The following is a 15,235-nucleotide window of genomic DNA, read 5'->3' on the forward strand; positions in this document are numbered from 1 at the left end:
ACCTTTTGGCCTTTTATTTCGATATGTTGCTCAAATAGGATTTGTTACGCAAGCCCTGATGGCGAATTTCGGTATGCACGGTTACCGTTACTTCGCTTTCCGCAAAAGCGCTGCTCCAATCCATCTTCAGCTTGCGCCACTGCTTGGGATGCTCCCGCCTAAACAACTGGCCCAGCCCCAGCATATCCCGCTTGTCGGACTGCGCCTGCTTAAACGCCGACATCACTTCCTCGCGGATCGCATCCGCCCATTGGTTCTCAAGCTTGTCGATGGCCTCCGGCTTGCTCAGGTCCAGCGGAACCTGCAGCTCGCTTACGGAGCCCTCGGCATTGATCATATAGCGGAAGCTAAGCTTGTTGCCGGAGAGCTGCGATTTGACCTTCGTTTTGCCCTTCAATACCTCTATACTGACCGCTTTCGGCTTACCCATTGCATCAATCGTCATAACGGAGCTATCCATCTTATTGCGCGCCCAGATGACCCCTCTGGCCAAACTTCCGTCCAGCCATTTCTTTAATTTCCCATCCTGCATGACAGCCATTCCGCTTATATTGATGCTCGCGGCCGGACTCGTTCGCTCCACGTTGCGCTTCGCAGCCGACTGATTCAAGTCTCCTAGCAGCCTAACGCCGCTTACAAGCAGCACGTTCTCTTCCGAGACCATCATTTTGATTACATCATCGATATAGACCGTCAGGTTCTCCGACCAAAGCCTCGTGCTGTATTCCACCTTGCCCATGACCGCGTTCGCGGGGATTTTCTCCAGCGGCGTCAGCGTGCGAACGACCTGCTCAGCCTCTCTGCCCCGCGCGACAAGAACGATAGCCGTAAGCCTTGTCTCCCGTGACCGGTCAAAGAAATCAAACAGCTCCTGCATCCCCGCCTTGGCGAGCGATTCACCAATGACGACAAGCCGGATATGGGCAAAAAATAACTGGCGCGGCACTTTGCGGGAGGTTTGGCGAATCGCCTCATAGATTGAGCTTCCTGTCCCGGTGTAAACCGTAGCCGGCGCTCCGTATGCGCTGCCTCCGGCGACGATCCCAGGCGCCACCTGGCCGGAGTTCGCAACCTGAAACGAAACCTTGTATTTATTTCCCGGCGCTTTGTCTATGCCAAGAGCCATTACGATGGCCAGCTGTTTCGGCTCGCGGCTGTTCCAGCAGCCTGTTAAAGGCATTGCCGCAGCCAGCAGGAGCAGCACATAAACGAGACGTTTCTTCATCCTTTTCCCTGTCCCCGCTTTAGATTAAATGCAAAATAAGGCATCCCAATCGACTTCAAGCTGGATAAATGCGCCACTAATATAAACAATCCGATCAGGATGCCGAATAGTCCGAATACGCTGGCCAAAATCATCAAGACAAAGCGTAAAATACGCACCGATATCGCAATATTAAACGCCGGCGCCGTAAAGCTGGCAATGCCTGTCGCCGCGACAATAATGACCATGGCTGCAGATACGATGCCCGCCTGTACCGCTGCTTGCCCTAATATCAATGCGCCGACGATGGATACGGCTTGTCCGACCGCCCTCGGCATGCGGACCCCCGCTTCCCTCATCAGCTCAAAGCTAAGCTCCATCAGGAGCGCCTCGACAATGACCGGAAAAGGCACGCCTTCCCTCTGGGCGACCAGGCTGATGAGAAGCGGCGTAGGAATCATTTCTTGGTGAAACGTAATTGCGGCTATGTACAAAGCGGGCAGCATAAGCGAGATAAAATAGCCCACGTATCTCAAGAGCCGGATCAGGACGCCGATATCGGAAAGCTGATAAACATCCTCCACCGATTGAAAGAACTGAAAAAAAGTAACCGGTGCAATAAGCACAAAAGGCGTACCGTCTACAATAACCGCAATGCGCCCGTCCATTAAATGCCCGACGACGCCATCTGGCCGTTCCGTATCATAAATGGTCGGAAACGGCGAAAGCTTTTTATCCATCAGATGTTTTTCAATCGTCCCGGACTCCAGGATCCCGTCCTCGCGAATAGCGTTAAGCCGCTTCCGCATCTCCTGAAGCACTTTCTCATCGGCAAGCCCGTTAATATACATCACCGCAACATCCGTTTCCGTCAAATCCCCTACGGTAAACATTTCAAGCCAGAGGTTCTCGTTTTTAACCCGGCGGCGAATTAAGGAAATATTGGTGCTGAACGATTCCGTAAAGCTGTCTTTTGGCCCGCGAATCGTTACCTGGGTCGTAGGCTCCGTAATCGCTCGCCATTCCATCCCCTGGGTAAAGACAATGACAGCCTCGCTGCTGCCTTCCACAAAAATAATCAGGTCGCCCGTTACGACCGCCCGAATAACCGTTTTCCAGTTCATTGATTTAGCTGCGCTGCCGATTAGCGATGCCTGGGCCATTACCCAGTGCAGCGGATTTAGATGCTCGTCCCGCTCCTGTTCGCAGGGCCTGCTTTCATCGAATAAATGGGTGATCACATCATCGATGGCTTGGCGATTAGAGAGATTGGCATTGTAAACGACTGCGGCAGTCAAGCCCGGCTCGACGCTTCGCGAGTAATGCCGGATAACATAATCAGGGCTTTGACCAACCGTTTGATAGAGATGTTCGATATTCAGTTTCATTTGCTTGACCAGCAAGGTCTCGTTTCCAGCTGTGGTTTGAACATCCGCTTGCGCCATTCCATCACCCCATGTTGAAGTATTCCCGGGAATAAATGGGAGTATGCACCGTACCAGCTCGCTGCGTAAGCAGCGGGCCCAATCATTCATGCCGCAGCACAAAAAGGGACTGCCTCCGCAAGCCATAGCTTGGAAGCAGTCCCTTCGTGAACCGGCATTTCTTTCATTCAAACAGCCTTCTAATCGACGTAGCCGGCAAGACCCTTATCCATCAAATAATCCATCTCTGCGTCCAAAATTGATTCTACGACCAGTTCGTTCGACTTCACGTCAGGGCGGCTCAGCACATAATCAACCAAATCATCGCCGTCGATATCGACCTCGCCGTTTTTGTCTTCCTTTGCACTGTTGATATAAGCCTGCTCATGCTTCAATACCAGCTTTATCAGCTTCTCGTCCGCATTCGTTTCGCCTGCTATATACTGCACCAGTTCTTGCTCGTTTAATTGTTCGCTCATCGTTTGTCATCTCCTAATTGCAGCGCTCGTCTCATTGTACCACATTCATTCCGCACGCATGAACGGAACGGGGCAAGCTAAGCGTTTTGTAAAAACTGATTGCCGTGCAGCTGATAATAAAGCCCTCTGCCTGCAAGCAGCTCCTCATGGCTGCCGCTCTCCGCGATTTGGCCGTCTTTAATATAAAGGATCTTATCCGCATGGCGGATCGTACTCAACCGGTGGGCAATGACGAAGCTTGTTCTTCCGCTAAGCAGCTTTTTCATCGCCTCTTGGATCTGAAGCTCAGCGAGCGTATCGACGCTGCTCGTCGCTTCATCCAAGATGAGAAGCGCGGGATCTCCAAGGATCGCGCGCGCAATGGTGATAAGCTGGCGCTGTCCATGGCTGACGTTGCCGCCCTCGGCTGTCAGCTCCGTGTCATAGCCGTCAGGGAGCTTGGCAATAAAGCTGCTTGCATTTGCCTGGACCGCCGCGGCTTCCACCTCTTCGTCCGTCGCATCCAGCCTGCCGTAGCGTATATTTTCACGAATGGTTCCCGAGAACAAGTGGGCATCCTGCAGCACGATGCCGAGCTGGCTACGGAGACTGTTTTTGTCCATGGAACGGATATCTTCGTCATCAATCAATATCTGTCCCTCTTTGATTTCGAAAAAACGGCCGATGAGATTAATGATAGTCGTCTTGCCCGCTCCGGTCGGCCCAACCAAAGCAATCGTCTCACCAGGCCTGGCGGTAAAGCTGATGTCGTTCAGCGCGGCCGTTCCATCCGTATATTCAAAGCGCACATTCCGGAATTCCACTTTGCCGGCAATCGACGCTATCTGCTTGACCGCTCCCTCTTCTTCATATTCGGAAGGAACATCCATCATGTCGAACACCCGCTCCGCTCCCGCGACGCCGGACTGGATCATGTTGTACTGGTTGGCAACTTCATTTAGAGGGCCGCTGAATTGCCTCGAATAACCGAGAAAGCTAATGATCACGCCTACGGTTGCTTGATCATGGACGGCAAGCCAGCCGCCGACGCCCGCTATGATTAAATAGCTGATATGGCCGAACATATTCATGAACGGTCCCATCGTGCCGGAGTAGATTTGTGCCTTGATGCCGACTTTCTTCAGCTTCGCGTTTGCCGCGCTGAACTGCTCCGCCATCCGTTCCTCCTGATGGAACAAGGCCACAACCTTCTGGCCGGATATCGTCTCCTCAATAAAGCCGTTAAGTCCTCCCAGCTCCTGCTGCTGTCCTTTGAACTGCCGCTGCGTCGCCTTCGCGATTCGTTTCGACACGAATACGATCAACGGAATGACCACAAGCGCAACCAGCGTAAGCCAAACGTTGAGGAGGAGCATCATCGTGAAGGAGCCGATAAGCATAATCACACTCGATATAATTTGAATTAAGCTTTGATTTAACGTATTCGTGACGTTGTCGATGTCGTTCGTTGTACGGCTCATCAGCTCGCCGTGGTTTTTGCTGGCAAAGAAAGGAACAGGGAGCTTTTGCAAATGATGGAACAAATCCTTCCGCATGCTCCAAACCGTCCGCTGCGATACCTCCGCTAGAAAAAAAGCCTGCAGCCAGCCGACCAAGCTGCCCGCCGCGTATACCCCGAGCATGAGCAAGCAAATGCCAAGAAGGCCGTCGTATTGCTTGGCTATGATATAGTCATCGAGCGCGGTCCCCAGCAGATAAGGACCTGCAAGAGTTAGTCCCGCTGCGGCAAGCGTAAGCAACATAACCGTCAGAAGACTGGTTTTTTGATGAAATAAATAATAGCCGATTTTTTTTAATGTCGCCAAAGTAGGATTCATCTGATTACGCTCCTTGCTGGGATAAGGCCATTTGCCGATAAAGCTTGCTGCCTTGAAGCAGTTCGCCATGCGTTCCGATTGCAGTTATTTGACCGTCCTCCAGCACAATAATCCGATCCGCCTGCTGAACCGATGCGATCCGTTGTCCGATAATGAGGCAGGTGCTGCTCTTCATGATGGTTTGCAGCGATTTCCGGATGAGCAGGTCCGTATTGAGATCAACCGCGCTTGTGCAGTCATCGAGTATGACGATCCTCGGCTTCAGCAGCAGGGTGCGCGCTATCGATAAGCGCTGCTTTTGCCCCCCGGATAGATTGACGCCCCGCTGTCCGAGCTCGGTATCGTAGCCTTTTTCCAACTTCATAATGAAGGAATGGGCTTCGGCAGCTTTAGCTGCTGCTTCAATTTCTTGCTGCGTTGCATCCGGCTTGCCGAAGCAGATATTGTCCCGGATCGTCCCGCTGAACAAATGAGCCTGCTGCAGCACCATGCCGATTTGGCTGTGAAGCTCATAGGGAGCCATCTCGTTAATCGGAACCGAATCGATGCAGAGCTGGCCCTCCGTCGCTTCGTAAAAAGCCGGAATTAAGCTGACCAGCGTCGATTTCCCCGCTCCGTTCACGCCGACGATCCCTATCGTCTCTCCCGGCTCCGCCGTGAAATCAATGTCGCGTAATACGGCTTTCTCCAAATTACCTTCATAGCTAAAGCTTACTTGCTCAAACGAGATTCGGCCTTCTCGAATTTGCTTCGGCTGCTGAAGGGGCTGCTGCTCTTCCTTTGGTTGGTCGATCGAGAACTCCAATATTTCATTAATGCGGTCGGCGGAGGCTTTTGCCCTGGATATGGCCATCAGTTGATTGCCGAGCCCTAAGGTGGAGAACAGCAGCTGCGTAATATACGTTAAAAATGCTGCAAGGCTGCCGACCGAAAGCGTGCCCTGCTCTGAAAGCATGCCGCCGTACCATAACGCCGCTACGATACTGAAATTCAGAATAATCGACATCAGCGGCGTATTGAGCGCAACGATTTTTGCCGCCCGCAGACTGGCATGCAGCAAATTCGAATTCGTTTCATTAAACCGCTCTTCCTCGTAATCGGCGCGGACGAATGCTTTGACAACGCGTATGCCCGACAAATTTTCCTGCATCACCGTATTCACTTGATCAAGCCGCTGCTGCATTTTCGCGAATAACGGAACGGTTACCCGCGTGGTAATGACGAGAAATGCAGCAAGCAATGGGATCATCGCCAGCAAAATAACAGATAAACGCGGACTGATCAGGAATGCCATGACCAGGCTCCCGATGATAATGAACGTATCCCGCGCAAAAACACGGAGAAGCAACAGCACCAAGCCTTGTATTTGCGTGACATCTCCAGTCAAGCGGGTTACGATGGACCCTGAACCGAAGCGGTCAAGCGACTGAAGCGACAAGCCCTGTATCTTTTGAAACAGCTCTTGCCTCAGATCCGCTCCAAAGCTTTGAGAAGCTATGGTCGCAAACACCGTACAACCGACGCCGGCGACTAAACCGATAAGCGCCGCCAGCAGCATTTTCGGCGCGGTGCCGGCAATCGCTCCCAAGTCGCCGCCCATAATCCCGTCATTCACGATGCTCGCCATAAACCGCGGCTGCAGCAGATCCATGCACACCTCCAGCAGCATGAACAGCGGCGCCAGCACGGCAGGCAGCTTATATTTCCCCAAAAATCTACCCAGCTTTAACACGCCTGCACCCCAATCCCTGTCGTTTTGTGAAACGGTAATAAGAGGGCATCGTCTCCCGCACCCTCAAGTTAAAGTAATTATAGCATCCCGCCAATCGTTTCCCCACTACTAAAATTGGAGTAACTGAGCGTAATGACTCGTTTTTTTACGCAGGAGCTGTTAGAATGAAGCTAACAACAAAAAGCTGTGCGTAACTGGCGGAGCATGGGGAACCATGAGGAAGCGCGCAGATCATTAGCCGTACGCCTGGGCAAAGGTAAGGGGACATTCCCCTTGCCTTTTTATGTTTTTCGACAACCATTCGAAGGAGCTGGGTAAACATGACGGACAAAATGATTTTAGACGGCACACGCGTCGCTGACGCAATGAAAGAGCAGTTGAAAGCTAGAGTGGAAACGCTTGGAGCCGCAGGCATTGTGCCCTGTTTGGCGACGATACTGGTCGGAGACGATCCTGCTTCCGAGACTTATGTCCGCATGAAAGGAAATGCATGCAAGAAGCTTGGCATCGAGTCGAAACGAATCCATTTGGATAAATCCATTTCGACCGAGGATTTGATTGCGGTCATCTCGCAGCTTAACCGCGATCCGCTCGTTCACGGCATCCTGCTGCAGCATCCCGTGCCGCATCAAATTAATGAACGCGCAGCTTTTGAAGCGATAAGCATCCACAAAGACGTGGACGGGGTGACCGCGCTTGGCTTTGCCCAAAATGCTTTCGGCTATGCGGACTATCCGTCCTGCACGCCTGCTGCCATTATGGCTATTCTCGATTATTATCAAATCCCGATTGAAGGCAAGCATGCCGTAGTCGTCGGCCGCAGCCCGATTCTGGGCAAGCCAGTTTCGCTGATGCTGCTGAACCGCAATGCCACCGTGACAACATGCCACTCCAAGACACAAAATTTAGCCGAAATGCTGAAGCCCGCAGACATCGTCGTCGCTGCGGTCGGCAAACCGTCGTTCATTCAAGGAGAGTGGATTCGCGAAGGCGCCGTCGTGCTAGACGCCGGCTACAATCCAGGGAACATCGGGGATGTCGATTATGAGGCTTGCCTTGCGAAGGCCAGCGCCATCACCCCTGTCCCCGCAGGCGTCGGCCCCGTCACGATCGCTATGTTGCTGAAGCATACGGTCGATGCCGCGGCAAAGGTTGCCGCAATCTAGTTCGTGCAGCAGAATCGCTCGGACGAGTGGTATTCTGGCTACGTTGCAGTTTGTGCAACGTAATCGTACTCATACGTGACGAATCTCAGCTACGCTGCACTTAGTGCAACAGAAACAGCCGATCCAGACTCATTAGAGTCTTCATCGGCTTTTTCTGCTGTATTTTCTACACTGTAGCGCTCTACTGTCTCTTTATTTCGTATTTCTATTGCACAAAGTGCAGTGTAGCTGCCCAAAGCGCATCTGCGCGGCTGTAAATAACGTTTACTCTTTCGACTCCCTACCTTCCACCACGCGACTTCTTACTACATTCCAGTTTGTGCAGTAGAATTGCGCTACTCATCTCGCTCCAGCAAATACCTTCCCGTAAACTGATCGGTAATCAGCACGTTCGTATAGCCTCCGCGCAGCGCGCCGTAGATGCCGTTCACCTTTTTCGCTCCGCCGGCCACCAGAATCGACTGCTCCTTGCGCTTCAATTCATCGAGACTAATGCCAATTGTGCGCTCATTGAGCTCCTCCGAACAAACGGCCCCCGCCGTATCGATATAGCGCGAGCATATGTCGCCTGCGGCCTTCGAGCGAATAATATCCATATCCGAATCGGTGAAATAGTTCGCTCTTATTAGTACCGAATCCTCGGTTGGCGCTCCCACGGTGACGACCGCAATGTTGGACAGCTTTCCCAGCTCCAAAATATTGCGAATATGGCGGTCCGACTCAATCGTCCGTTTCACCACCTCATGATCAACAAGCGCGGGAAGCGGAATAAAGTAGGGAATCGTATGAAAAGCCTTGCCGAATAAATGAACGATTTCATAAGCATACGTATTGGTCTCCGAATGGCTGACCCCGCCGTTTAACTGAACGACCTTAACATCGCGGACGGGCTTGTCCTTGAGCTGGGTCGCCATTTGAAAAAGCGTCGTTCCCCAAGTCGTCGCAATAATATCGCCATCTCTCACCGTATCATATAAATAAGATGCCGCCGCTTCGCCAATGTAACGCTTCACAATACTGTCCTCGTATTGCGGCACGGAGACGATGACTGCTTTTTTCAGCCCAAACTTGGACTGCAGCCGCTCGGCGAGCACAAAATTGTTCTCATTAGGATGAACGATTTTTATTTGAACATACCCTTCATCCTTCGCCTGCTGAAGAAATCTGGAAATCGTTGGACGCGAAACGCCCAGCTTCTGCGCGATTTCCTCCTGATTATAGTTTAATTCATAATACAGTCTTGCCACATCGATCATTTTGCTCAGCTTATCGTCCATTCGATCATCCGCCATCCGAACTCAACTCTTTCTATGTATGACTACCGCTCTCCATAATTCCACAAAACTATAGCAAAGCAGCATTAATAATACAACAAGAGCACGGCCCTTTCGATAGGCAAAATAAAACGTCCCATCCCACTCGTTGCAAAGTGGAATGGGACGCTTCTACTTCTTTAAGATTTTTAGCTCTGCTCGTAATCTAGCGCCGCCAATATTAGCGTAACGACCTCTGCTCTCGTTGCCTTCACATCCGGAGCAAACTGGTTGCTGCCAATGCCATTAACAAGACCTGCCGTCTGTGCCGCAGCAATATACGGTCTTGCCCATACCGGAATGTCGCTCACGTCCGCAAAGGTTGGCTTCGCATTCGGATCAATCTCAATACCAAGCGCGCGAACGAGAATAACGGTCATTTCCGTTCTGGTTAAGGAACTTCCCGGCCTTATTGTATTGTCCTCGTAACCTGTTATGATTTTATCTTCAATCAACTGGGCAAAGAAGGAACGAGCCCATGCAGGAACCTCACCCGCATCCGCAAAATCCAACTGGCCTGCTGTTGATTCCAGCTGAAGCGCTCTGCCGACCATCGTAATAAATTGCGCTCTCGTTGCTGTTTCTCCAGGGTGGAACGTGCCGTCTCCATACCCTTTGACAAACCCGACTTTCACGGCTTCTTCAATAGCCTTCGCTGCCCAATGGCTGCCTACGTCACTGAACTCGATTTCCGAACCACCTCCGCCTGGCGTCGGTGTCGGTGTTGGTGTTGGTGTCGGTGTTGGCGTTGGCGTCGGAGTTGGATTCACTCCGCCTTCACCCGGCAGCGGCTGGCCCAACAAATCTGTAATGCGGCCTTCCGTTCCAATATTGATCGTGCCAAGATTCGTCAAATGCTCCCAGAACACTTCATAGTCAACGATATTCAGCTCATGCTGGCGTCCAGCATCCTTTGCCTGCTTCATCGAGCGGTAGAAGTCGCCGCCATTTGCCATAAAGGAGTTCGTGGCCACAAAATAATAGCCGTTCACATCAATTGGGCTGTAGCTGCCGTCCGCATTTTTAATTTCCACCTTGACGATGCGGCTGCCGGCTTGCGTCAATTGTCCATTCAAATCCAGCACCTCTGGCTGCTTCTTGGAATCGTAATAATAACGCAGGCCGGACACTTGCGGAAAGCGCCCTTGTCCCGATTCAACTCCACTCACGCCGTTCTCAAGCGCAGCAATGATTTCCTGCCCCGTCATGCGAAGGGCCGTAAGGTTATTGCCAAATGGCATGACCGTAAGCAACTCGCCGAGCGTAATGTCGCCTTCCGTTTTGCCTTCCGCGGTTTTCTTAATGGATGCGCGAATGCCGCCTCCGTTTTGAATCGCAACAAAGCCTTTTACTTCATACTTCTGCAATTCCGGATTGCCGCTGACGAGGCTTTTTACTTTAGCGACCATGCCGTCTGCCATCAAATTGCCGAGATTTGTTTCCTTGGCGCGAACGTTGGTGCGTTCGCCATCCAGCAGCACATTCGTTTTACCGATGATTTGACTCTGGATCTCAGCTACTCCTGCTTGGTATGGCTTCAGCATCTCCGTAGCAACCGGGTCTGCCGCAAATGTGGCAATATCCAGCAGCTTGCCGTTCCATTTGGTGAGTACGCCTGTTTCGTTAAATTTCAAATCCAATCTGCCTAAATATTTGTTGTATTCCTCTGCTTGCACGACCAGCGTAGGTTCGCCGTCAGCATGAAGTACCTTTGGCGCATCCACTTTCGTGTGGCTGTGTCCGCCTACGACAACGTCGATGCCTGGAACTTTCTCGGCAAGCACGAGATCAAACTCATGCCCCAGGTGAGTCAACGCTACGATTTTGTTGATGCCCTTGTCCTGCAGCATCTTGACCGTTTCCTTCGCCTTCGCGATATGTTCCTCGAAAACGATATTATCGCCTGGCGATGCAAGAAACTTCGTGTCCTCGGTCGTCAAGCCGAATACCCCGATTTTCTCGTCGCCCTCTTTCAAAATAACCGCGTCGTAGATTTTTCCTGCTTCCGCCGATTCACCGATTGCTTGTTCGGATACTAACCTGTTTATCTCGGGTTCCTTACTGAAATCAATGTTCGAGCTCACGAACGGGAATTTAGCTTTTTCCACAAAATCAGCCAGTACCGAAGGCCCTTTATCGAATTCATGATTACCGAATACCATGGCATCGTACCCGAGTTTATTCATAAACTCCAAATCCGCTTGACCTAAGTATTTATTGAAGAACAGCGTACCCGAGAATACGTCGCCGGCATCGAGAAGGATCGAATGGGCCGTTTCTTGACGAATCTGGTTAACCGCCGTAAATCTTTTTGCTACGTTCGCCAAATTGGCATGCGAATCATTCACATGCATAATCGTCATCGCAAACTCCGCATCCTTCTTCGCCGACAGGTCAAGCTGCGCAAGAAGCGGATCATGGTCACTTACTCTGCCTTGCTCGGTTGAGAAGTCGGCATTGACATGAACGACATCAATTTCCGCGTTCGCTTCATTGCCTTTGTCTACCAAAATATGATCCAGCGTTTGCGAGTTCCCGTCATAGATATAAGAGTAGCGCTCCGAGACGGGCAGCTTGTCGACAAGGTTAGTTAGCTCTACGCCCTTCAGCTTGTTCAACGTACCGGAGAACTGGAAATCGTTAAAGTCTCCCAGCACGACAACGCTTGCCTCCGGATCCTTTGCCGTAAGCTCCTTGACGAAGCTGTTAACGGCTTCCGCTTGCTTCGCGCGCTGGATCTCGCTGCTGCGCACAACCGGTTGAATATCGCCCCACGGTTTGCCGTCGCCGCCTTTGGAGTTCAAGTGATTGGCGATGGCTACTACGCGTTTTCCTTCAAAAAGGAACTCCGCAACCAGCGGCTTGCGGGATGAAGCGAAGGTTGCGGCATCCGCGGATCCGATTCGTCCCGGATTTTGCGTCAATCCGCCCAATGCATCCACCTTCACCGATGTTGAAAAACTTCCCTTTCTGTCTGATGCCAGCTTTACGCGATCGGCATTATACAAGAAGCCGACGCGGATATTGCCGCCTGGAGCCCCTCCGTCTTTATTATTCTCCGGAGCTACGTCTGTGTAAGAATACGCAGGTCCGCCCTTCGCTTTGATTTCATTAATTAACGTTTGGAAGCTTTGGGAAGCGTCCGTAACAGCCGTATCTTTCTCGCCGTCATTATCTTGAACCTCCATCAAGCCGATAATGTCCGGTTTCTTCATGTTAGTCACAATAATAGATGCGATTTTCGCCGCTTTTGCCGTTTCTGCCGCATTGAAATTTTCCACATTAAACGTCGCAATAGTCAGCTTATCCGCTGCCGGTACGATACTCGTCACCTTCTGCGTATTGCCGCTGCGGATAATAGCCGGCAATGCCTGCGTCGGCATCAGCTTGTAAAGATCGCTTGCGTAATTAATGACGCCGACGATGCTGCCGTCAAAAGCATCGCCTGTTTTGATCTCTGCGCCCGCCGGTTTGGAACCGCCGATAAACAGCTTTTGAGGATTCAGACTGCTGTCTGTCGGATCTAATCCGTCACCCTGCAGCACGATGCCGCCTGCAGCCGTTTTTACCGGATTATTCGCGCCGTTATCCACCGTAACCGGAGTTACAGAATTGGCATACGGTCCCGTAATCGTCGGCTGATTGAGCTCGACAAGCATGCTTTCCAAACTTTCAAAGAAATCAATCGCATCGACGGCTGGATTAAACACGCCAAAACGGTCTGAATCGATTAGGTTTGGAATAATGCGTCCGCCTGTCCCAATCAAGGCTGCGGCTGGAATGTCATTGCCGCTTGACAGCTTATTGATCGACTCGGCATTAATTTGAGTGACCGTAAGCGATGGGCTGTTGCCGTATTCCTGCACCGTACCCGATACGGATACAGCATCCTTTACTACCAAGCCATGCGCCGGCTTATAGATCTGAATGGCTTCCGACGTGTTAGGATTGTTATCCTTTTCCGCATCAGGCGCTTGCATATAGAAGGAATTCGTAGTTACCGAAGTTATGATGCCCGTGACATTGGAAACCTGTACATTGTTGTAAATCGACTTATGTGATTCGCCTTGAATTTTGTTAATTGCGATCCCATTGGTGTTTTCAAGCACGGTATAGGCAAAAGCGGACACTTCGCTTGTCGCTCCGCCTGCCGTAACGACGGCTTTGATGACTGTATTTGCATTTACGATGATCGGAGCCGTGTAAATCGTTCCAGTAGCAGCACTTGGATTGGTTCCGTCCGTTGTGTAACGAATGACGCCGCCTTCGGCCAGCGTACTAAGCGCTACCGAGCCGCCTGCGTTAATGCCGCCAGACGGGATGCTTGCTTGAACGGCTAGACGCTTCTCTACAATGTCCAGCGGAAAGCGCGGAAGAATCTCCAGCCCTACGCTGGAATGGTACGTCATGACGCCAGTAACCTGCTCAAAGGTTTTCCCTGCGACAAAGGAAGCATCAGAGGAATAGATAATGATTTTGCCGCCGCTGACCGTATCCGTTGCCGTAACTACGCCGCCGACAGCACTTTCAACGGTCAAGCTGTTCGCTTGTACCAAACGACCCTCGAATTTATTGCGATTGTCGACCGTTTTGCCAAAGCTAGTCGAATCTACTAGGATAGGCGAAGGGACAGGAACTGAACCCGTTACCTTCGTATTTTGTACGGTTGCTTCCAATTGAAGCAAACCCGAAAATTCGGTCAGCTTGCCGTAAGCCTCAATCTGATCGCCCGGCTCCGCGGAGACGCTGTTCGGCACTCTAACGATGATGCCGTTATTCGCATCCTGAACAAATAGATTGACAAACCCGCCGGAGTCCGCCCTGTGCGTAACTACGCCGCTTAGGGTGACGTTTGTGCCAACCGCGGCAGCCCGTGCCTCAGCAATTGTACCTAACTCCGAGAGGCTGTACGAAAATTCGCGAAGCTCGCTATTCGTTAAGCCTTCTTTCTTCGCATACGCATGGACCGTCGTTGTTCCCGTTATGACAATGGATGAAGTACCCGGTTGATACCAAGTGAAATTTTCGGGAGCAACCTGCGCATCGCCTGCGCCGTAGACGCTGTAGTAAACGCTGGCGCCAACCGTTGGCGTCGAGAGCTTAATGACCGTGCCCGATTGCACGGCTCCAGGGCTTACATCCGCTGCGACCGCTTCTACTCCTACTGCAGTATCTCCATAAGAAGAATTGCGCGGATCGGGCGTCCCGATGGTAAAGTCCGTGCTATTGTTATCCGTATCGAGAGCTCTTTCTACTTGATCAAGCGATTTGCGAATCGCCGCTTTCGTCGAGTTTAAAGCGCCGGCCGCTGTGGTCTCCAGCGTCTCAGGCACGCTAGCCGATCCATAGCCGACTGTATCCACAACAGCAGAAGAGCCATTATACAGTCGTATCTTCCCGTTCGTACCGCCCATATCGATTGCTGCCGAGCTCAAATCCGGTGAGCTCAATTCAACCGTACCTGCGGCTCCTGCTTTAAGCTGAATCAAATAATATTTGCCTGCGCCAATCTTCCCGGAAAGCGCAAGCGTATTTGAAGCATTTCTTGCCGGATAGGCTGTCGCTCCTGCTGATGCATAAGCGATATACCATTCGTCTAACGTGACATCGAACGGAGTAGGGTTGTACAATTCAATAAAATCATTTTTGAATACGGCCCCGCTGTTGCCACCTCCGCCATACACCTGCGAAATCACTAGATTATTATTGGCAGGCGCTGCATGTACCGTGCTCCCGATGCTTCCGAGCGTGCTGCCAGCAACCAGAAGAGCCGCAAGCAGCATGCAGGCTTTTCTTTGTGTTCGTCTAATCAAATTCTGCATTCCCGTGTTCCCCTCTCCACAACTATAAATAGCATTACTTATCTTGGTTATCTTAGTAAAAATTTGTCATCCCCATATCAAATTGAAATAAAGTTCTAGTAAACATGCACATTTGTTCATACGCGGCCATAAAAAAATCCCTTTGCTTCAATACATGCATGCCATCTGAAAGCAGACTATTTGCATTGATGAAGGAAAGGGATCCTAGCTTTGGGCCCAAAAGCTAAAGAGCCGCGTAAATTAAATGTGATGTAAACTGACATCAAACTTATTGAAGA

Annotated in this window: 8 protein-coding genes and 1 riboswitch; of the genes, 1 reads left to right on the forward strand and 7 read right to left on the reverse strand. The window is 51.3% G+C overall.

What is annotated here, in order from left to right; translation table 11 throughout:
* Positions 1-13: 13 nt before the first annotated feature.
* The 5 genes from ACN6MW_RS07870 to ACN6MW_RS07890 all read right to left on the reverse strand — a co-directional run bounded on the left by ACN6MW_RS07870 (position 14) and on the right by ACN6MW_RS07890 (position 6,656).
* On the reverse strand, positions 14-1,225 hold the full coding sequence (locus tag ACN6MW_RS07870; protein ID WP_419874968.1) for a Ger(x)C family spore germination protein: 1,212 nt from the start codon (positions 1,223-1,225) through the stop codon (positions 14-16).
* Positions 1,222-2,649: a spore germination protein gene (locus ACN6MW_RS07875; RefSeq protein ID WP_419874969.1), complete on the reverse strand. Its 1,428-nt coding sequence runs from the start codon at positions 2,647-2,649 to the stop codon at positions 1,222-1,224. The genes ACN6MW_RS07870 and ACN6MW_RS07875 overlap by 4 nt, the downstream gene beginning before the upstream one ends.
* A gap of 179 nt (positions 2,650-2,828) precedes the next feature.
* Positions 2,829-3,107, reverse strand: coding sequence for a hypothetical protein (locus ACN6MW_RS07880; RefSeq protein ID WP_364145833.1), 279 nt, complete (start codon positions 3,105-3,107; stop codon positions 2,829-2,831).
* Between the two features lie 77 nt (positions 3,108-3,184).
* Complete coding sequence (locus ACN6MW_RS07885) at positions 3,185-4,924, reverse strand: ABC transporter ATP-binding protein (protein ID WP_419874970.1); 1,740 nt, start codon at positions 4,922-4,924, stop codon at positions 3,185-3,187.
* Positions 4,925-4,928: 4 nt separating this feature from the next.
* Positions 4,929-6,656, reverse strand: a complete 1,728-nt coding sequence (locus ACN6MW_RS07890) for an ABC transporter ATP-binding protein (RefSeq protein WP_419874971.1) — start codon at positions 6,654-6,656, stop codon at positions 4,929-4,931.
* A 180-nt stretch (positions 6,657-6,836) separates the two neighbouring features.
* A riboswitch (ZMP/ZTP riboswitch) is annotated at positions 6,837-6,915 on the forward strand.
* 61 nt (positions 6,916-6,976) lie between these two features.
* Between ACN6MW_RS07890 and ACN6MW_RS07895 the strand changes: the two genes are divergently transcribed.
* Complete coding sequence (locus tag ACN6MW_RS07895) at positions 6,977-7,822, forward strand: bifunctional 5,10-methylenetetrahydrofolate dehydrogenase/5,10-methenyltetrahydrofolate cyclohydrolase (protein ID WP_419874972.1); 846 nt, start codon at positions 6,977-6,979, stop codon at positions 7,820-7,822.
* A 335-nt stretch (positions 7,823-8,157) separates the two neighbouring features.
* Here the strand turns inward: ACN6MW_RS07895 and ACN6MW_RS07900 are convergent, their stop codons facing one another.
* Both ACN6MW_RS07900 and ACN6MW_RS07905 read right to left on the reverse strand, forming a co-directional pair.
* On the reverse strand, positions 8,158-9,114 hold the full coding sequence (locus ACN6MW_RS07900; protein ID WP_419874973.1) for a sugar-binding transcriptional regulator: 957 nt from the start codon (positions 9,112-9,114) through the stop codon (positions 8,158-8,160).
* 170 nt (positions 9,115-9,284) lie between these two features.
* Positions 9,285-14,957, reverse strand: a complete 5,673-nt coding sequence (locus tag ACN6MW_RS07905; protein ID WP_419874974.1) for a 5'-nucleotidase C-terminal domain-containing protein — start codon at positions 14,955-14,957, stop codon at positions 9,285-9,287.
* Between the last annotated feature and the right edge of the window lie 278 nt (positions 14,958-15,235).

Source organism: Pristimantibacillus sp. PTI5 (genome assembly GCF_048572955.1).
Classification (GTDB): domain Bacteria; phylum Bacillota; class Bacilli; order Paenibacillales; family Paenibacillaceae; genus Pristimantibacillus.